The organism is Sporosarcina sp. P3 (assembly GCF_002743415.1).
Taxonomy (GTDB): Bacteria; Bacillota; Bacilli; order Bacillales_A; family Planococcaceae; genus Sporosarcina; species Sporosarcina ureae_A.
Map to the genome: position 1 here is coordinate 30,783 of NZ_PDZE01000005.1, position 19,736 is coordinate 50,518.

At 46.0% G+C, this 19,736-nt stretch carries 17 protein-coding genes; 15 read left to right on the forward strand and 2 right to left on the reverse strand.

Annotated features, from left to right (window positions below; translation table 11 throughout):
- Window positions 1–155: 155 nt before the first annotated feature.
- From CSV61_RS07690 to CSV61_RS07700, 3 genes are read left to right on the forward strand one after another with little or no spacing between them, the layout of a single operon-like run.
- Window positions 156–2,378, forward strand: a complete 2,223-nt coding sequence (locus tag CSV61_RS07690) for a ribonucleoside-diphosphate reductase subunit alpha (protein WP_099638742.1) — start codon at window positions 156–158, stop codon at window positions 2,376–2,378.
- A complete protein-coding gene (locus CSV61_RS07695; protein WP_099638743.1) occupies window positions 2,366–2,803 on the forward strand; it encodes a flavodoxin in 438 nt (145 codons plus the stop codon). Before CSV61_RS07690 ends, CSV61_RS07695 begins: the two co-directional genes overlap by 13 nt.
- The gene (locus tag CSV61_RS07700) at window positions 2,782–3,819 is read left to right on the forward strand and encodes a ribonucleotide-diphosphate reductase subunit beta (protein WP_099638744.1); all 1,038 of its coding nucleotides are present in this window, start codon (window positions 2,782–2,784) and stop codon (window positions 3,817–3,819) included. The genes CSV61_RS07695 and CSV61_RS07700 overlap by 22 nt, the downstream gene beginning before the upstream one ends.
- Window positions 3,820–4,409: 590 nt before the next feature.
- Here the strand turns inward: CSV61_RS07700 and CSV61_RS07705 are convergent.
- A complete protein-coding gene (locus tag CSV61_RS07705; RefSeq protein WP_369824331.1) occupies window positions 4,410–5,954 on the reverse strand; it encodes a succinyl-CoA:acetate CoA-transferase ScpC in 1,545 nt (514 codons plus the stop codon).
- A gap of 398 nt (window positions 5,955–6,352) precedes the next feature.
- Between CSV61_RS07705 and CSV61_RS07710 the strand changes: the two genes are divergently transcribed.
- The 12 genes from CSV61_RS07710 to CSV61_RS16585 all read left to right on the forward strand — a co-directional run bounded on the left by CSV61_RS07710 (window position 6,353) and on the right by CSV61_RS16585 (window position 19,010).
- Window positions 6,353–10,027 carry a nitrate reductase subunit alpha gene (locus CSV61_RS07710; RefSeq protein WP_099638746.1) on the forward strand — a complete coding sequence of 1,225 codons (3,675 nt, stop codon included), beginning with the start codon at window positions 6,353–6,355 and terminating at the stop codon, window positions 10,025–10,027.
- Window positions 10,017–11,633, forward strand: a complete 1,617-nt coding sequence (narH, locus tag CSV61_RS07715; protein WP_099638747.1) for a nitrate reductase subunit beta — start codon at window positions 10,017–10,019, stop codon at window positions 11,631–11,633. Before CSV61_RS07710 ends, narH begins: the two co-directional genes overlap by 11 nt.
- The gene (gene narJ, locus CSV61_RS07720) at window positions 11,626–12,195 is read left to right on the forward strand and encodes a nitrate reductase molybdenum cofactor assembly chaperone (protein ID WP_099638748.1); all 570 of its coding nucleotides are present in this window, start codon (window positions 11,626–11,628) and stop codon (window positions 12,193–12,195) included. Before narH ends, narJ begins: the two co-directional genes overlap by 8 nt.
- Window positions 12,188–12,883: a respiratory nitrate reductase subunit gamma gene (gene narI / locus CSV61_RS07725; protein ID WP_083034838.1), complete on the forward strand. Its 696-nt coding sequence runs from the start codon at window positions 12,188–12,190 to the stop codon at window positions 12,881–12,883. The genes narJ and narI overlap by 8 nt, the downstream gene beginning before the upstream one ends.
- A gap of 29 nt (window positions 12,884–12,912) precedes the next feature.
- Window positions 12,913–13,392, forward strand: coding sequence for a GAF domain-containing protein (locus tag CSV61_RS07730; RefSeq protein WP_099638749.1), 480 nt, complete (start codon window positions 12,913–12,915; stop codon window positions 13,390–13,392).
- Window positions 13,373–14,455 carry a sensor histidine kinase gene (locus CSV61_RS07735; RefSeq protein WP_099638750.1) on the forward strand — a complete coding sequence of 361 codons (1,083 nt, stop codon included), beginning with the start codon at window positions 13,373–13,375 and terminating at the stop codon, window positions 14,453–14,455. Before CSV61_RS07730 ends, CSV61_RS07735 begins: the two co-directional genes overlap by 20 nt.
- On the forward strand, window positions 14,436–15,086 hold the full coding sequence (locus CSV61_RS07740) for a response regulator (RefSeq protein WP_083034842.1): 651 nt from the start codon (window positions 14,436–14,438) through the stop codon (window positions 15,084–15,086). The genes CSV61_RS07735 and CSV61_RS07740 overlap by 20 nt, the downstream gene beginning before the upstream one ends.
- Window positions 15,087–15,101: 15 nt before the next feature.
- Complete coding sequence (locus tag CSV61_RS07745) at window positions 15,102–15,635, forward strand: hemerythrin domain-containing protein (RefSeq protein ID WP_233193553.1); 534 nt, start codon at window positions 15,102–15,104, stop codon at window positions 15,633–15,635.
- A 68-nt stretch (window positions 15,636–15,703) separates the two neighbouring features.
- Window positions 15,704–17,215: an MFS transporter gene (locus tag CSV61_RS07750; RefSeq protein WP_099638752.1), complete on the forward strand. Its 1,512-nt coding sequence runs from the start codon at window positions 15,704–15,706 to the stop codon at window positions 17,213–17,215.
- Between the two features lie 42 nt (window positions 17,216–17,257).
- A complete protein-coding gene (locus tag CSV61_RS07755; protein ID WP_099638753.1) occupies window positions 17,258–18,277 on the forward strand; it encodes a ThiF family adenylyltransferase in 1,020 nt (339 codons plus the stop codon).
- A 12-nt stretch (window positions 18,278–18,289) separates the two neighbouring features.
- The gene (locus CSV61_RS07760) at window positions 18,290–18,808 is read left to right on the forward strand and encodes a MogA/MoaB family molybdenum cofactor biosynthesis protein (RefSeq protein WP_099638754.1); all 519 of its coding nucleotides are present in this window, start codon (window positions 18,290–18,292) and stop codon (window positions 18,806–18,808) included.
- 22 nt (window positions 18,809–18,830) lie between these two features.
- The gene (locus CSV61_RS16585) at window positions 18,831–19,010 is read left to right on the forward strand and encodes a hypothetical protein (RefSeq protein WP_143561072.1); all 180 of its coding nucleotides are present in this window, start codon (window positions 18,831–18,833) and stop codon (window positions 19,008–19,010) included.
- Window positions 19,011–19,204: 194 nt separating this feature from the next.
- Here the strand turns inward: CSV61_RS16585 and moaC are convergent, their stop codons facing one another.
- Window positions 19,205–19,696 (reverse strand): cyclic pyranopterin monophosphate synthase MoaC, encoded by a 492-nt coding sequence (gene moaC, locus CSV61_RS07765; protein WP_099638755.1) that lies wholly within the window; start codon window positions 19,694–19,696, stop codon window positions 19,205–19,207.
- Window positions 19,697–19,736: the final 40 nt, after the last annotated feature.

The following is a 19,736-nucleotide window of genomic DNA, read 5'->3' on the forward strand; positions in this document are numbered from 1 at the left end:
TCGGGGTTGGAGAGTGAAAGCACAAAGCAGTCTTTTTTCAGTCTGCCTAAAACTTTCCGCAATCTACTAAGCGTCAATCGACGACTCCCGATTATATCGGGAGTTTTTTTAATTTAGTACATAACCGAATCAATTCACTAAAGGGAGCGGATATAATGGCTATTATTCAAGAAACTGTGGGACTTCATTTATTGATGGAAAACTTACAAGAAGAATTTGGCAAGAAACAAATCGAACCGTTGATCCAAGCGAGTGAGAAATTCCAAGAGCGTCACCCGGCGAGTTCGGCAACTGAATGGACGAACGCGATGGTGTTGGAATCTTTAAGCCGTATTGATGAGGCGAATGCGTATTGGACATTTGTAGCGGCGCGTATTTATTTATTCGACGTCTATGCAAAGCAAAAAGCATTGCGTGGAGCAGATGTCTATACCGATTTTGCGAAAAATGTAGAACGCTTGGTGGAACAAGGTTTATACACGCCTGTTCTGACAGAAAAATACAGCCGGGACGAGCTTCAGGAAATCGGTAAGCTACTCGATCCTTCTCGTGACCTATTATTCACATATATTGGACTAAAAACATTAGTAGACCGCTATGTAACAGTGAACTTTACGAAACAGTCAGTGGAGCTTCCGCAAGAGCGCTGGTTGATCATCGCGATGACGTTAATGCAAGACGAAACAGTAGATCGCATTCATAAAATCGGAGAAGCGTACTGGGCGATGAGTAATTTGTACATGACAGTTGCGACGCCTACATTATCGAATGCAGGTAAGATGCACGGTCAACTATCTAGCTGCTTTATCGATACAGTCGACGATTCATTACAAGGAATTTACAACAGCAATACGGATATCGCGAACTTGTCGAAATTTGGTGGCGGTATCGGTGTCTATATGGGGAAAGTTCGTTCTCGCGGTGCGTCGATTCGTGGTTTCGAAGGGGCATCAAGCGGTGTTCTTCCTTGGATCAAACAGCTGAACAACACAGCAGTCAGCGTCGACCAACTCGGTCAACGTCAAGGTGCCGTAGCCGTTTATCTTGACGTATGGCATCAAGACATCTTTACGTTCCTCGACCTCAAGCTCAATAACGGGGATGACCGTTTGCGCGCGCATGACATTTTCACAGGCGTCTGCTTGCCGGACTTGTTCATGGAAAAAGTTGAGTCCCGTGAAGACTGGCATTTATTCGATCCACATGAAGTCCGCACGAAAATGGGCTATTCATTGGAAGATTTCTATGATGAAACAAAAGGACAAGGCACATTCCGCGAGAAGTATGAAGAATGTGTCCGCAATGAAGATATATCCAGAGAGACGGTTCCAGCGATTGAAATCATGAAACGTATATTGCGTAGCCAGCTGGAAACAGGGACACCGTTCATGTTCTACCGCGACGAAGTAAACCGTATGAACGCTAATAAGCATGAAGGAATTATCTATTCTAGTAATTTGTGCACAGAAATAACCCAAAATATGTCAGCATCTGCACATGAATCCGTAACACTCGAAGACGATCTGGTCGTCACACGCACAAAGCCAGGCGATTTCGTTGTATGTAATCTGTCATCGATCAACCTTGGAAGAGCGGTGACAGCAGACGTGTTAGATCGTTTGATTCGCATCCAAGTACGTATGCTCGACAACGTCATCGATCAGAACCAAATCCCAGTCGTCCAAGCACAACGCACCAATGCACGCTACCGTGGAATTGGACTCGGCACATTCGGTTGGCACCATTTACTTGCATTGAAAAACATTCAGTGGGAGTCAGATGAAGCGGTGAATTTCGCAGACGAGTTATATGAAAACATTGCGTATTTGACTATTAAAGCCTCAATGGAATTATCGAAAGAAAAAGGCGCATATCCATTGTTTGATGGTTCCGATTGGCAAACAGGTGAATATTTCGAGCAACGCGAATACGATTCCAATAAATGGCGTGAATTGCGCATAGACGTAGCAATGAACGGTATGCGTAACGGCTACTTGATGGCAGTTGCACCAAACAGCTCGACGTCGGTTATCGCAGGCTCAACAGCATCCATCGATCCAGTGTTCAAGCCGTTCTACCATGAAGAGAAGAAAGACTATAAATTACCGGTCATTGCGCCGGATCTGGATCATAATACGTATGACATTTACCGTCGTTCCGCTTACATCGTGGATCAGCGCTGGTCTATTAAGCAAAATGCCGCGCGTCAGCAGCACATCGATCAGTCGATTTCATTCAACATCTATGTACCGAACTCCATCCGTGCTTCTGTTATTTTGGATCTGCACTTGCAAGCATGGAAATCAGGCATGAAAACAACGTACTACATGCGTTCAACCGCAGCAGAGATTGAGGAGTGCGAGTGGTGTCATTCTTAATCGCCTATGCGTCCTGGAGTGGTAACACTGAGGAAGTAGCGGAATTGATTGCGGAAAACTTACAAAGTGAAGGCGTCGACGTCGATACCTATCGTATCGGCATCGGCATCATCCCAAATGTTAAAGAATATGACGCGTTGTGCATTGGTTCCTTCACCTGGGAAAAAGGAGCAACACCCGATGAAGTCAAAGATTTCGTGGCGGACGTCGGCTACAAACCAGACCTCGTCTACGTTTTTGGCACAGGGGACACCCAGTTTGGCGGTGATGATTTATTTTGCAAAGCGGCAGACAAGCTCGCGAAATTCTATCATTCTCCATTTGAACCATTGAAGATCGAACAAAGCCCACGCGGCATGCAAGAACAAACAGTTACGAATTGGACGAAAGGAGTGCTCGAACATTGGCAACACTTACACGAGTAAAAGTACTGAATCCTGCAAACCCGAATAAAGCAACAGCCATTTTCGGTGGGGAAGCAAGCGGCATCCTGAACTGGAACGACATCGCGCACCCTCATTTCTATACACTACGTCAGCGAATCCGTGCGCTTTTCTGGACAGCGAATGAAGTGGACATGACGCAAGACGTTAAACAGTTCTCGAGCCTAACAAAAGAAGAGCAATCCGCATTCTTAAAAATTATCGGCCTACTGGCGACACTCGACGGTCCACAAACGGTCATCGCAATGAAAATCGCGGACTTCACAACGGATCCATCCGTCAAGTCGATTCTAGCGACAATCGCCGACCAGGAAAGTGAACATAATCACAGCTACGCGTACGTACTTTCATCCGTCACGAACTTAGACAAGCAAATGGAAGCCTTTGAAATGGGCCGTACAGACGAAGTACTAATGAAGCGAAATGAACGAATCGTAGACGTTTACAATGAGTTTGCGGAAAACCCGACAATCGAAACGGTTCTAAAAGCGATGGTCTACACGACGTTATTAGAAGGCTTATTCTTCTACAGTGGCTTCGCATTTTTCTACAACTTGGCGCGCCACCAAAAAATGGTCGGTACATCCACAATGATTTCGTACATTAACCGTGACGAACTGCAGCACGGTAAGGCAATCAGCGACATCTTCCGTGCAGCGTTAGCAGAAAACCCAGAGTACAACACAGACGAATTCACGGAATGGATCTATGACCAATTCCGCCACTCCGTCGAGCAAGAAGTCATCTGGAGTCGCTATGTATTAGCGGGCATCGATGGCCTCGAGCTAGATGAGATGGAAGGTTACATCAAGTATCGCGCGAATAAAATGTTGCGCATGCTCGGCTTAAGCGAAATCTATCCAGAGTTCACAGACAATCCAATGAAGTGGATCCGCGCGTACGTCGATAACTTCGACGACACGAAAACGGACTTCTTCGAACAAACGAGCCGTCAGTATGTGAAAACTAGTGATTTGAATGGCTTTGATGATTTGTAATAGGTAATAATGGAAGGGGAATCCGTGATGGGTTCCTCTTTTTTTTATGCTTGGGGGAGGGGAAGTGCACAGTTTTTTTAGGGAAGACGCTTTTACATACACATGGCTGGGCGCTCATACTTTTCCGCTATCCGCTCATAAATTTCCCTAACCGCTCAATGAACTACCGAAAGCGCTCAATCCATCCATTGATCCGCTCTATGTATCGCGGCATCCGCTCAAACTACTTGTTTAACCGCTCAATGTCCATCATGTCGGTCCGCCCAATCCAACAGCTAGAGGGGGTCGCTCACACATCTGGCCAAGCGCTCATACATCCACGCTATCCGCTCATACATTTCCCCAACCGCTCAAAGAACTACCGAAAGCGCTCAATCCATCCATTGATCCGCTCTATGTATCGCGGCATCCGCTCAAACCCCTTGTTTAACCGCTCAATGCCCAATCATGTCGGTCCGCTCCATCCAACCGCCCAAACCCCACCAAGCAAAGCATCCACCTACAACACCAATCCACAACCTACCCAAACCAATTCAAAACAAAAAAACCAAGCAGATCGAAATCTGCTTGGTCTTTCCTACCATATAAAATTACTTCTGAGCTTCAACAGTCTTGTGCATTGTCTTGTTCTTCGCAAGATTTACGTGCCAAGATAGAGCTTCTTCCAAGATGTGTGGAGTTTGTCCGCCCACTTGTTCGCATGCTCTGTTGTAATAATCACGAAGCTCTTCCTTGAAATCAGGGTGCGCACAGTTTTCGATCAACGCTTCTGCTTTTTGTCTTGGAGCCAAGCCGCGAAGATCTGCGTATCCTTGCTCTGTAACAATTACGTCTACGTCGTGCTCTGTGTGGTCCACGTGAGAAGAGAAAGGTACGATGGATGACACGTCTCCGCCTTTTGCATAAGACTTCGTAACGAAAATCGCGATACGTGCGTTACGAGCGAAGTCACCAGATCCTCCGATACCGTTCATCATGCGTGTTCCGCTAACATGTGTAGAGTTTACGTTTCCGTAGATGTCTAACTCAAGCGCTGTGTTGAATGAAATGATACCCAAACGACGGATTACTTCCGGGTGGTTTGAGATTTCTTGTGGACGGAATACAAGCTTGTCACGGTATTTAGCGATATCGTCTTTGAAGCTGTCCAAACGTTTTTTAGATAGAGTCAATGAAGTAGCAGAAGCGAATTTCACTACACCGTCATCGATCAAGTCGAAGATAGCGTCTTGAAGTACTTCGGAATATACTTCGATATCTTTAAACTCGGACGTTCTCATACCGTCAAGTACTGCGTTTGCAACCGAACCAACACCTGATTGAAGAGGCATGAGTGTTTCATCCATACGGCCCAATTTGATCTCATCACGGAAGAAGTTCAACAAGTTGTTTGCGATCTCTTGTGTCTCTTCGTCTGGAGGAACGATAGGGGAAGGAATATCACCTTTTTCTGTAAGTACGATTCCGACAACCTTCTCAGGGTCTACTTTGATACCTGGTGTACCGATTTTATCTGTTGTACTGTATATAGGAATTTCTTTACGATGGTTTTGAGCATCTGGGATATAGATGTCATGTAAGCCTTCAAATTCCATTGGTGCGTTGACGTTCAATTCGATGATGACATGCTTCGCTTCTTGAACGAAAATCGGAGAGTTACCAACAGAACCAGTCGGAATGATCGATCCGTCTTCTGTAATAGCTGCTGCTTCGATGATTGCATAGTCAACAGGTCCAATTACACCTTGGCGAATCCATTCAGATGTGTGGGAAAGGTGCTGGTCGATGTAGAATGAATCACCTGAGTTGATTTTGCCTCGCATTGCTGGGTTGCCTTGATAAGGAACACGTAGATTGATTACATCTGCATTGGCCATCAACTCATCAACGTTCGGGCCCATAGAAGCGCCAGTGAAAACGTTTACTTTGAAGTCCTCAGTTTTGCCTCGTTCTGCTAATGCCAATGGCACGGCTTTCGCGTCTCCGGACAAAGTAAATCCGCTCAGACCTAGAGACATTCCATCCTCGATCCAAGACGCTGCTTCTTCTGCTGTAACAATTTTGTCTTTCAGTGCTTCACAACGAAGTACCTTATTTAATTCGTTTGTCACGGTATCATCCACCTTACCTTTCATTTTGTATATAATTCTATCATTTATATAAATAAAATCAACTTAATATTATGAGAACTATACTAATTTTTCCATACGATTGAGAAATACAGTTAAAGTTACACACATGACAAATCGAATGCAAAAGCCATCATAAAGTATTCTCTCTTACTCAGAAAATAAGACAGGGGATTCAGGAAACGAGAATAGGGAATTCCCCCATAGGAATGAAAGTAAAAACACGTATACTTGTATAATATAAAGAAGTTTTACGAGGTTTGGTTAAAAAGTCCTGTGATTCAGAGTAAATAATAGGGAATTCCCTTAGATTAAAATCAGATTAATTAAATTATTTGAGGGTAAGAAGAGTAGTAGGTCTGTTTCATTTACTGCTACATTCTGAGAAGGAGTGGAATTATTCGATGAAAAAGAGATTCGGATTGAATTATTTTAAACCCGTCGAGAGTTTTTCTGGAAATTGGTCAGTGCTCGAAGAGAAAAATCGTGATTGGGAAAATATGTACCGACAGCGCTGGTCGCATGACAAAGTGGTGCGTACGACGCATGGCGTAAACTGCACAGGCTCTTGTAGCTGGAAAGTTTTCGTCAAGAACGGCATCATCACATGGGAAAATCAGCAAATCGATTATCCTTCCTGTGGTCCCGATATGCCTGAATTCGAACCGCGTGGTTGTCCGCGTGGTGCATCATTTTCTTGGTATGAATACAGCCCATTACGCGTGAAGTATCCTTATATAAGAGGGAAACTGTGGCGCATGTGGAACGAAGCACTGGAAGAAACGAAGGATCCAGTGAAAGCATGGACAGCGATCGTTGAAGATCCTGAGAAATCCAATGAATACAAAAAAGCCCGCGGTAAAGGCGGTCACGTTCGGATTCATTGGCGTGATGCAACGATGCTGATTGCGGCACAACTCATTTATACGGTACAAAAATACGGTCCGGATCGCGTAGCAGGATTTACACCGATTCCTGCCATGTCAATGGTCAGTTATGCATCAGGCGCGCGTTTCATTTCATTGCTCGGTGGCGAGATGCTCAGTTTCTACGACTGGTATGCAGATCTACCACCGTCCTCTCCACAAATCTGGGGTGAGCAGACAGATGTACCAGAATCGAGTGACTGGTTTAACGCAGGCTATATCATCATGTGGGGCTCCAATGTTCCGCTTACACGGACACCAGATGCGCACTTCATGACGGAAGTTCGCTATAAAGGAACGAAAGTAGTCTCGGTTGCACCGGATTATGCGGAAAGCGTAGTGCACGCCGACGACTGGATCGGGGCGAACCCGGGAACAGACGCAGCAGTTGCTCAAGCTATGACGCATGTTATTTTGGATGAATTCTATCAAAAACGTAAAGAACCGACATTTATAAACTATGCCAAACAATACACAGACATGCCCTTCTTGATTCTGCTGGATCCGCATGAAGATTCGTATAAAGCTGGACGTTTCTTGCGTGCAAGCGATCTTGGACAGCAGTCAGCACACGCTGAGTGGAAACCTGTCATATTTGATGAAGCGAAAGATGAAATCATCGTTCCAAACGGCACGATGGGGCAACGTTGGGAAGAAGACGTTAAGTGGAATCTGCAACTAGAAAACGAAGATGGCACACGCGTTGAGCCTGCATTGTCTATCGAAAAGCAAGCAGAACAATGGCATGAAATTCATTTCCCGTACTTCGATAACCGAGGAAATGGCACATTCAAACGCCCGATTCCAGCGATGAAAGTACAATTCGCTGACGGCACAGAGCGTTTAGTGACGACAACATATGATGTCATGCTGAGTCAATATGGTGTTAACCGGATCGACAGTGAGCTAGAGGCGACAGGTTATGACGATGTGACTTCTATCTATACACCGGCTTGGCAAGAAGCGATCACGAATGTGAAACCGGAACTCGTTACGCAAATCGCCATGGAGTTCGCACAAAATGCCATCGACACAGGTGGACGTTCGATGATTATTATGGGCGCAGGCATCAATCACTGGTTCAACAGTGACACGATCTACCGCGCGATCCTTAACCTGGTGACGTTGACAGCTTCACAAGGAGTGAACGGCGGAGGTTGGGCGCATTACGTAGGACAAGAGAAATGTCGTCCAATCGAAGGCTGGAGCACGATTGCCTTCGCGAAAGACTGGCAAGGACCACCACGTCTGCAAAACGCTACCTCATTCTTCTACTTTGCGACGGACCAATGGAAGTATGAAGAGGCGGGGACAGATACGTTGATGTCGCCACTTGGCGGAGAAGCGAGATACCAGCATCCGGCAGACTATAACGTACTGGCGGCGCGTCTCGGCTGGTTACCATCTTATCCTCAGTTCAATAAAAATAGTTTATTGCTCGTGGAAGAAGCGGCGAAGCTTGGGAAGACGGATACAAAGGAAGTCGTTTCACATGTCGTCGATCAACTTAAATCCGGTGAATTACAATTCGCAGCGGAAGACCCAGGTGCACCGGAAAACTTCCCGCGTTCATTATTCGTCTGGCGCTCGAACTTGATCTCCAGTTCCGCAAAAGGACAAGAATACTTCATGCGGCACTTACTCGGCGCTTCGGACGGCTTGCTTGCGACGCCGAACGAAGATATGAAACCGAAAGAAATGGTTTGGCGCGATGAAGTGGAAGGCAAGCTCGACCTATTAGTAGCGCTCGATTTCCGTATGACCGCGACACCGCTTTATGCAGATCTCGTGCTTCCGGCTGCGACATGGTACGAAAAGGTGGATTTATCTTCCACTGATATGCATCCATTCGTCCATCCATTCAATCCGGCAGTTAACCCATTATGGGAATCCAAATCGGATTGGGATATTTACCGCGAAATCGCAAAAACGTTCTCGACACTTGCGGAAACGCATTTGCCAGGCGTCTATAAAGACTTAGTCACATCTCCTCTAGCACATGACTCGGTTCAGGAAATTTCTCAGCCGATGGGCGAGGTGCATGACTGGAGTAAAGGTGAAATCGAAGCCATTCCGGGCAAAACGATGCCGGGCATGACCATCGTGGAGCGTGACTTTACGAAGATCTATGATAAATACATTACGCTTGGGCCTTTATTGTCCACAGGGAAAACGGGCGCGCATGGTGTCAGCTTCTCCGTCGCGGATGAATATGAAATGATGAAAGGAATTAACGGTATTTATGAGGATGATACCGTGAAAGACGGCTTGCCTAAATTGTACACAGCGAAACATGCAGCAGAAGCGATGTTAACCCTATCTTCCGCAACAAACGGTCGCGTGTCGCAACGTGCATTTGAAGCAGCGGAGCACGACACGGGCGTGGAATTGAAAGATATTTCAGCAGACCGCGCAGCAGAGCGATTCACATTCGCTGGTATTACCGCGCAACCGCGTGAAGTCATTCCAACACCAGTCTTCAGTGGTTCCAATAAACTCGGCAGACGCTACTCGCCGTTTACGACAAATATCGAACGTCTCGTACCATTCCGGACGTTGACGGGGAGACAGCATTTCTACGTCGATCACGAATTATTCCTAGGATTCGGTGAAGCATTGCCAGTCTATAAACCGACGCTTCCGCCATTTGTTTTTGCAGATCGTGATGCAGATATTAAAGGTGGACAAGATGCACTCGTACTGCGCTACTTAACACCGCACGGCAAGTGGAATATTCACTCGACATACCAGGACAACCAGCACATGTTGACGTTGTTCCGTGGAGGTCCAACCGTTTGGTTATCGAATCTCGATGCAGAAGAGCACGGAATCGACGACAATGCCTGGCTCGAAGTATATAACCGAAATGGTGTCGTCAATGCACGTGCCGTTGTCAGTCACAGAATGCCTAAAGGTACGATGTTTATGTACCACGCACAGGATAAGCATATTCAGATGCCTGGCTCGGAAATCACCGAGCAACGCGGAGGAAGCCATAATGCGCCGACGCGAATTCACATGAAGCCGACTCAAATGGTAGGCGGCTATGCACAGCTCAGTTATGGATTCAACTACTACGGGCCGATCGGTAATCAACGTGATGTCTACGTCGCAGTCCGTAAGATGAAGGAGGTCAATTGGCTTGAAAATTAAAGCGCAAGTTGCAATGGTGATGAACTTAGACAAGTGTATTGGGTGTCATACATGTAGTGTGACGTGTAAAACGACATGGACGAACCGTGAAGGTGCCGAGTATATGTGGTTCAATAACGTAGAAACGAAACCGGGGATCGGCTACCCGAAACGCTGGGAAGACCAGGAACTCTATAAGGGTGGCTGGCAGTTGCGAAAAGGGAAATTGGAATTGAAATCGGGTTCTAAACTATCGAAAATCGCACTCGGTAAAATCTTCTACAATCCCGATATGCCTGAAATGAAAGATTACTACGAGCCATGGACGTACGACTATGAAAAATTAACATCCGCACCGGATCAAGAACATACACCGGTTGCACGTGCAAAGTCTGTAGTTACAGGCGAATACATGGATCCAGAGTGGGGCCCGAACTGGGAAGATCAGTTAGCTGGTGCACATATTACCGGACCAACTGACCCAAATATCGAGAAAATTGAAGAAGAAATTAAATTCAACTTTGAACAAGCATTCATGATGTACTTGCCACGACTATGCGAACACTGCTTGAACCCGAGCTGTGTAGCTTCTTGTCCGTCAGGTGCTATGTACAAGCGTGACGAGGACGGAATCGTTCTGGTCGATCAGGAAGCATGTCGCGGATGGCGCTACTGTATGACCGGTTGCCCGTACAAGAAAGTGTACTTCAACTGGAAAACGAATAAAGCCGAGAAGTGTACGTTCTGTTTCCCACGCGTGGAATCTGGTTTGCCGACAGTTTGTTCCGAGACATGTACAGGCCGAATCCGCTATCTAGGTGTCTTGCTTTACGACGCAGACCGCGTGCAAGAAGCTGCATCTACACCGGATCCCAAAGACTTGTATCAAGCACAATGTGATTTGTTCTTAGATCCGCATGATCCGGAAGTCATCGAGCAAGCAATCAACGATGGCATTTCCGAAGACTGGATTGACGCAGCACAGAACTCACCTGTTTATAAATTAGCGATTGAATACAAGCTAGCATTCCCATTGCACCCGGAATACCGGACGTTGCCGATGGTGTGGTACGTTCCACCGCTTAGTCCGATCATGAACTACTTTGAAGGTAAAGACTCCATCAAAAACCCGGACATGATTTTCCCGGCTATCGAAGAAATGCGAATCCCGCTTCAATATTTAGCTAATATGCTAACGGCTGGAGATGTGGATATCGTCAAGGGAGGCTTGCAACGTATGGCGATGATGCGTTCGTATATGCGTGCGGTTTCTTCAGGCAAGGACTTCGACGAATCTAAGCTAGAGCGTGTTGGATTGACAGCGAAACAGACGAAGCAAATGTATCGTTTGCTTGCCATTGCGAAATACGAAGATCGTTTTGTGATTCCGACTTCGCATAAAGAAAGTCAGATGAACGTTTACCGTTCTCAAGGTTCTGCGGGGTACGACGGCATGGGTACGTATGGTGAACAAGCACCTGCCCAAAATCCGTATTCTTCCTTCTCTGTAATGGGCTCGGACGGAGGGTGTGACGGTTGTGGACCTGTAACTCCAGGAGCTGCTCCAGTGAAAACGGGCAAGCAAATCTACGAAGAGAATTTCTATGGGGGGATCTGGCGTGATTAATCTTGATCTCTTATATCAAAAGAAGCATATCTTCGGCTTTTTCTCCCATCAACTGAACTACCCAGAAAAGCTGACATTCCATCCAGATATGTGGAATGAGTATATAACAGAGGATGCTGCAGGTTACGAGGACCTGCAGCTCTACTGGGAAGCAATGCAAACATATAGTTTGGATGAAATACAGGAGATGTACACGTACACATTCGATTTTCAAAAAGACGCTACGCTGTTTATGACCTACGTAAAATTTTCAGACTCGAAAGAACGTGGTCAGACGCTGGCGCAGTTAAAAGTGTTATACGAAATGTTCGGGCTCGAAATGCCGGATGAAGAACTATCTGACTTGCTTCCGTTAATGTGTGAATTTATTTATGCAGCTGAATGGAAGGGAGATCCGCGAGCGCAACAGAGCTTCACGATGTTGCTTGCGGTCATCGAGGACGGTTCGTACTTCTTGATGAAAGCACTTGAGAAGTATGAAAGTCCATGGCTACATTTGATCCGTGCACTGCGTGAAACATGTAAATCATGTATTCAACGGGAGGTTTCCGCTAATGACTAGTCAATTCTTGTGGGTCATTTTTCCTTATATCTGTATCGCAGTATTTATTGTAGGGCATATTTTCCGTTACCGTAATGACCAATTCGGCTGGACCGCGAAGTCGAGTGAGTTTATTGAAAAGAAACAATTAATGATCGGTAGTTTGCTGTTCCACATCGGAATCTTTCCCGTCATTTTAGGTCATGTGGCGGGACTTGGGATTCCAAAAGAGTGGACACGTGCCATGGGAATCAGTGATCATATGTACCATATCGGTGCCGTATGGGGTGGTGGATTTTTTGGAGTCGTTACATTCGCCGGAATGATTATTTTAACATCCCGTCGTTTCACGAAGAAAAATGTACGCCATCTATCTTCTCGATCCGATTTAATTGTCAATTCGTTGTTGCTGTTGATCGTATTCCTAGGTGTCTACAGCTCATTGATTACGAACACGATGACACCGGGATTTGATTACCGTGATACGATTTCGGTCTGGTTCAGGTCATTACTCATATTCCAACCGGAAGCCGCGTTCATGGCATCAGTTCCCATTATGTTTAAGCTTCATGTTTTGACTGGATTTCTCATTTTTGCCATGTGGCCATTCACGCGCCTTGTACACGTGTGGAGTGTGCCATTGAATTATGTAGGTAGAAGTTATATCCTATATAGAAAACATCAGCCGACCAAACAATCACCTCGGTAAGCGAATGATAAATAATGGGAGATTAAGCTATGACAGGACAAGCAAATAGTACTTTCCAACTGGCGATTGACGAATTGAAGGAAACGCTTCATGCGGATTTCATTGGCTTAGCGTTAGTGGATTTGAAGAAATATCATCACGACTTTAGATGGCGATATGTAACGGGGAATATCAGTTCACGCTATCGTAGAATTGTCCTTCAATCAGGAAAAGGTGTGGCAGGAATTGTTTTCAAGACAGGAAAACCGATGAGTATCGAGAACGTAGACGTAAGTGTAATGGATGGAGATCTCTATAACTATCCAATTGTCGTATTTGAAAAGCTGAAAAGTTTTGGCGCGATCCCACTATTCCTTAATGATCATGTGCAAGGCGTGCTTTTGATTGGCTATCGTGAAGTGAACCGGTTAACGGCTGACAAGTTTGAGCAATTCAAACATGCGGTAGGACCTCGGTTTGGACCGTTTCACATGAAGGAGCGATTGAAAGATGACTTTATTGAACAATGACCAACTGACGACTATGTTGCATAAATTATACGACCATACGACAGAAGCAATGTTCTTTTTCGGCGCGAACGGCGAGATTCTATCCATGAATGAAGCGGCGAAACAAATTATAGAACCTGCGCTCTATGAAAAAATGCTACAAGGTGAAGCCGACGCGATGTGTCTTACATGCCGCGGCTTTACGAGCGAAGAGGAACAAATGACGTGTGTTTCGTGTTTTATGGAGAGACCGCAACAAACACTCTCTTCATTCCAACTATATTTGGAGACGAAAGATCTTGGCATACAACCATACAGCGCGACGTATCAGGTGTTGGATGAAGAGAACTATGTGTCCATGCTAATGTTGCGTAATTTAACGCGACAAACCCAGACGTCCGAAGTTCTCCATCAAAAATTGCGTATGCAACAAGTCATTTTGGCGCAGGAAAACGAACGCAAACGTATTTCACGCGAGTTGCATGACAGTGTAGCGCAGGAGATGCTCAGTTCACTTGTCGATTTACGTGTATTGAAATATATGGGGATGACGGAAAAGGCGCTCGAGAAGTTGCGTCAAACGGAAGGTTCATTGATGCGCTTACTCGATGAGATCCGTCATCTATCCGTCGAACTGCGACCGGCTGTACTCGATGATTTTGGACTGGATGCCGCTTTTCGAACGCACATCAAGAATCTGGAAAAGAACTACGGGCTGTATGTCCATTTCGAATCTGATTTGAGAGAATGTCGTTATGAAGGTGCGATTGAAACGGTTGCCTATCGTATCGGCCAAGAAGCAATTCTCAACTCCATGAAATATGCTCAAGTAGAAGATGTCTTTTTAACATTGAATGAAGTCGATGGCCAGCTGCAAATAAAAGTATTCGATGAAGGGGTCGGCTTCGATATCAATGACTTTACACCGCAAGGAACGGGCCTCGGTCTGTATGGCATGAAAGAACGGGTGGAACTAGTAGGTGGTAATTTGACAATCACTTCTAGTCAACAAAAAGGCACGACAGTACAAGCGACCATTCCACTGAAGAAGGAGAGAGCAACAAGTGAAAATCATAATAGCTGATGATCATGCAGTCGTCCGCACAGGGTTCATGCATATATTGAATTTCCAAGACGATATGGAAGTCGTGGCCACGGCGGCAGATGGATTGGAAGCATATGAACTAGTTGCAAAGCACAGACCCGATATTATTTTACTGGATCTTAGCATGCCTCCTGGCCAAAGTGGATTGATTGCGACAGGTAAAATTCATGAAGATTTTCCCGAAACCAAAATCGTCATTTTAACGATGTACGATGATGAGGAGTATATGTTTCATGTACTGAAAAACGGTGCAGCAGGCTATATTTTGAAAAATGCTCCTGATGAAGAGTTGCTACACGCCATTCGTGAAGTATACGACGGCGGGACGTATGTGCATCCGTCTATGGCGACGTCGCTTGTGAGGGAGTTTGTGAAGAAAGGAACGAAAGAGGCAGAAGAAAATGACCCGTTCAAGATTTTATCTAAACGAGAAGTCGAAATTCTGCCTTTGGTCGCAAAAGGTTACGGTAATAAGGAAATTGCAGAAATGCTGTATATTTCCGTCAAGACTGTAGAAGCGCATAAAGCGAAAATGATGGACAAACTGCATTTGAAGAGCCGTCCGGAACTCGTCGAATATGCGCTGCGCAAGAAACTTTTGAATTTCTAAATGAAGAGGTGAAGGATGATGGTCAATACAGGATTCACGCATACGCTACCTGCATTACGCGTGCTCGAAAACGAACATCGTTTCCTGACATCTTTGATGGAGCAGTGGCATACGATCGTACTGGATTTTGAGAATGATAGATTCACGCGTGACGAAGGTCTCGAAGCACTCAAGAGATTGCGCGAGCTAGTCGTCGAATTCATTGATCCATTGAAGAATCATACAGAAAAAGAAGAAGAATTTCTGTTTCCGATGCTAGCGAAATATGTGGGCAGTGATCAAGGACCGGTTCAAGCCGTGCAAGAAGAACATGATGAGATTGATGCGTTTATCGGACATTTCCTTCATCACACAAGAGGCGACTTATCAGAATTTACACTCGCCATGATGCAAGATGTCGTAAAAGACGCAGGCGAGGCATTTGAGGTGATTATGATTCATTTTGTAAAAGAAGAAAACGTCATCTTTCCGATGGTTCTATCGGTCTTGCTTGCTAAAGAGCAAGATGAATTATTCGAACAATTATATACGTCTATTCTACCGGAATAACGAATAATGAAGATGAAAAAAGAGTAAGTGGGTTGTTTTGCAACTAATTTTAGATTGGATGGATTCCTATGACACAAAAGATTCAGTTGCCTTTACAGACGGCAAATCTAGTTGTCGGCTTCATGGTGTGGGTCCTGATCTCTTCTTTACTACCGTTTATTAGCGAAGATATCAACATTCCACCAGAGCGCGTGGCCATCATCACAGCGATCCCTGTAGTACTCGGCTCAATTTTGCGTATTCCACTGGGTTACTATGCCAATGTCTATGGCGCGCGTATGATGTTTTTCATCAGTTTCATCGTTTTACTATTTCCTGTCTACTACATAAGTGAAACATCAACAGTGACAGGACTATTGATTGGCGGTACGTTACTTGGGATAGGGGGCGCGATTTTCTCTGTTGGTGTTACGTCGCTACCGAAGTACTATCCTAAAGAAAAGCACGGGCTCGTCAATGGTATTTACGGAATGGGGAATATCGGGACAGCGATCACAACGTTTGCGGCACCGATTCTCGCTGTAAAGTTCGGTTGGTCGTTGACTGTCAAAATGTACTTAATTTTACTGCTTGCATTCATCGCAATGAACTTCTTCTTCGGTGACCGTAAAGAAGTAAAAGTGAAAGCACCGATTGTCGATCAAATTAAAGGCGTGTATAAGAATGAGAAACTTTGGTTCTTCTCGTTGTTCTATTTCATCACATTCGGTTCATTCGTTGCGTTTACCGTATTCTTGCCGAGTTTCCTCGTCAATTACTTTGAACTCGATAAGGTCGACGCAGGACTACGTACAGCCGGCTTCATCGTCGTCGCGACGCTATTGCGTCCAGTCGGTGGTTGGTTAGGCGATAAATTCCAGCCGTTATTTTTATTGATGGGCTGTTTCGCAGGGTTGACAATCTCGTCCATCGTCTTAGCATTTTCACCGGATATCGGACTGTACACAGTCGGCAGTATTATGATTGCGGCAGCGGCTGGTATCGGAAACGGTGTGATCTTTAAACTGGTACCGATGTATTTCAGTAAGCAAGCAGGTACTGTCAACGGGATCGTATCGATGATGGGTGGTCTTGGTGGATTTTTCCCTCCATTATTACTCGCAACGATTTTCTCTATGACGGGTTCCTATTCAATAGGATTCATGGCGTTTTCACAAGTATCGTTAGTCAGTCTTGTATTGGCTATCTGGCTCTACTACATGGATCGCACGAGCTTGTCTAAAGAAGTATTCGATTCAACTGGGCAAGGTATTCTCGTGACCAATTCAAAAGGGTTGATTCTTTCGGTCAATCCGGCATTTACAAAACTAACAGGTTACAATGAGGAAGAAGTTCTCGGTAAGAGTCCGAGCATCTTAAGTTCAGGCCGACATGATCGAGCATACTATGACGACATGTGGCGCACCATTGAGGAACAAGGTGAATGGCAAGGTGAAATTTGGAATAAGAAAAAGAACGGCGAAGAGTATCTGGAGTTCCTATCCATCAGTTCGGTAATAGATGGAACAGGCGATGTAGTTCGCTATGTTGGTTCATTCAGTGATATTAGTCCAGAAGCAAACGCAGGCAATCGGTCTTAACCGATTGCCTCGCTTGTGGTGTAATGAAAGGAAGTAGATCCAGTGGAGAATCGTTATTCAAGGCAAACACTATTTCAACCTATTGGCACGTCGGGACAGCGGCAACTATCAGACTCTCATGCGGTCATCATAGGCTGTGGTGCGCTCGGTTCATCGATTTCCGAGACGCTTGTGCGTGCAGGAATTGGTAAAATAACGCTAGCAGACCGAGATTATGTGGAAGCATCCAATTTACAGCGGCAACAATTATTCGTCGAAGCAGATGCGAAAAACAGTGTGCCAAAAGTGGTAGCGGCAGCCCGTCGCTTGCATGCGATTCGAGAAGACGTGGACATTACAACGGTACTCGACCATATTGACGGACCGTTGCTCGAAGAAATGGCAGTCGGCGCGGACATCTTACTCGACGCAACCGATAACTTCGAGACACGTTTGCTGATCAATGACGTCGCATGGAAACGGAATATCCCTTGGGTCTACGGCGCGGTCGTTAGCAGTTCTGGCAGCGTCTTTCCTTTCATTCCAAGCAAAACACCGTGTTTTCGTTGTCTATTACCGGTTATGCCGGCGGTCAATGAAACATGTGATACAGTAGGGGTAATTGCACCCGCTGTCCAAATTTCGGCTGCACATCAAAGTGCGGAAGCAATGAAATGGCTGACGGGAAATGAAGACGCCATGCGTACAAAACTTCTGCATTTTGATGTGTGGAATAATACATCAGTGGAAGCGGGAATCAGCCGGATGAAGAACCCACAATGCGAAACTTGTGGTGAACATCCGACATATCCCGCGTTGCATCAGGCAGCGGGTACACAATACGCTGTGCTGTGCGGTCGTGATACAGTACAAATCATACCCGATGCAGGACGTAAATTAACGGTGGCGGACGGCGTAAAAGTCGCACAGCAACTGGGATCGAAGTACCGAGAGACACCATTTTTCGTGGAATTTCAAGCGGAAGGTTATCGTTGTATTTTATTCGGCAATGGCAGGCTGTTGATTCATGGTCTGAAAGATATGCGAGAAGGACGAAAAATCTATCATTCATTATTCGGCTAGGGGGAACAGCAAATGGAGAAGGCTCATTTACCACAGAAAGCGCGTGATCAATCGATTGCAGTCGCGGTGCTGACGATCAGTGATACGCGGACCAAAGCGGATGACAAAAGCGGCAAGGTCATCTGCGATAAGTTGGCCGAAGTGGGACATACCGTGAAAGCATACGAAATTTGCCCGGATGAAGCGGAGCGTATTGAAGAACAGTTGTCCACTTGGTCTTCCGATTCGTCCATTCAAGCTATGATTTTCACAGGCGGAACGGGGATTGGCGCACGGGATATTACAGTGGAAACCGTGTCACCTCATTTCACGAAACCATTAGACGGATTTGGCGAACTGTTTCGCTTTTTGAGTTATACCGAAGACGTGGGTTCGAAAGCATTGCTCAGTCGCGCGGCGGCTGGCGGAATGGGCTTGCAGGCGGTGTTTTTATTGCCGGGCTCTTCGAAGGCCGTGACGCTGGCGATGGATAAGTTGATCGTGCCGGAATTGCCGCATATTGTGCATGAATTGGGGAAGCATTTGGGGTGAATTAGGATGGGGGTATGAGCGGTTGTGGGGTTCGATAGAGCGGCTGGGTTGGAAGTATGAGCGGTTGCGGGGTTCGATAGAGCGGCTAGGGTGGAAGTATGAGCGGTTACGTGGCTTGATAGAGCGGTTGGGTTGGAAGAATGAGCGGTTGCGGGGTTCGATAGAGCGGCTAGGGTGGAAGTATGAGCGTTTGCGCGGTTAGATAGAGCGGCTAGCGTGAAAGTATGAGCGGCCACGCGGCTTGATAGAGCGGCTGGCATGAAACTATGAGCGGTCACCCGGCCCAATAGAGCGGCAAGCGCAAAACTATGAGCGGCCACGCAGCCCAATAGAGCGCTCAAGCCATTTCATTGAGCGCCAAGCCATCCCCAAACCAATCAAAAAAACGCGCGACATTCAGTCCGCGCGTTGATAATCTCCATTTTTCCCACCTGATTTATGCTGTAGCATCGTTGGGCCGATCACCATATCTTTGCCGGCCGCTTTACACATATCGTAAATTGTCAACGCGGCGGCAGAAGCGGCAGTCAAGGCTTCCATTTCGACGCCGGTTACGCCTTTCGTTTTGACTTCGGCTTGGATGAACACGTTATAATGGGAAGATTCTTCATCGATCTCCCAATCAAATCGGACATCTACACCTGTTAAAGGGAGTGGATGGCACATGGGAATGATGTTGGACGTGTTTTTCGCGGCCATAATGGCGGCGACTTGCGCAACTGCGAAGACGTCTCCTTTTTTATTTGTGCCTTGTGTAATTTGCTCGTGAATCGATTGGTTGACGAGGATGGACGATGTTGCGATCGCCGTACGTAATGTAGTTTCTTTTTCGGACACGTCGACCATTTTGGCGCGACCTTGTTCATTGAAGTGTGTAAGTTCGGACATGAGGATCATCCTTTCATTTCATTGTACTAGATAGTATACC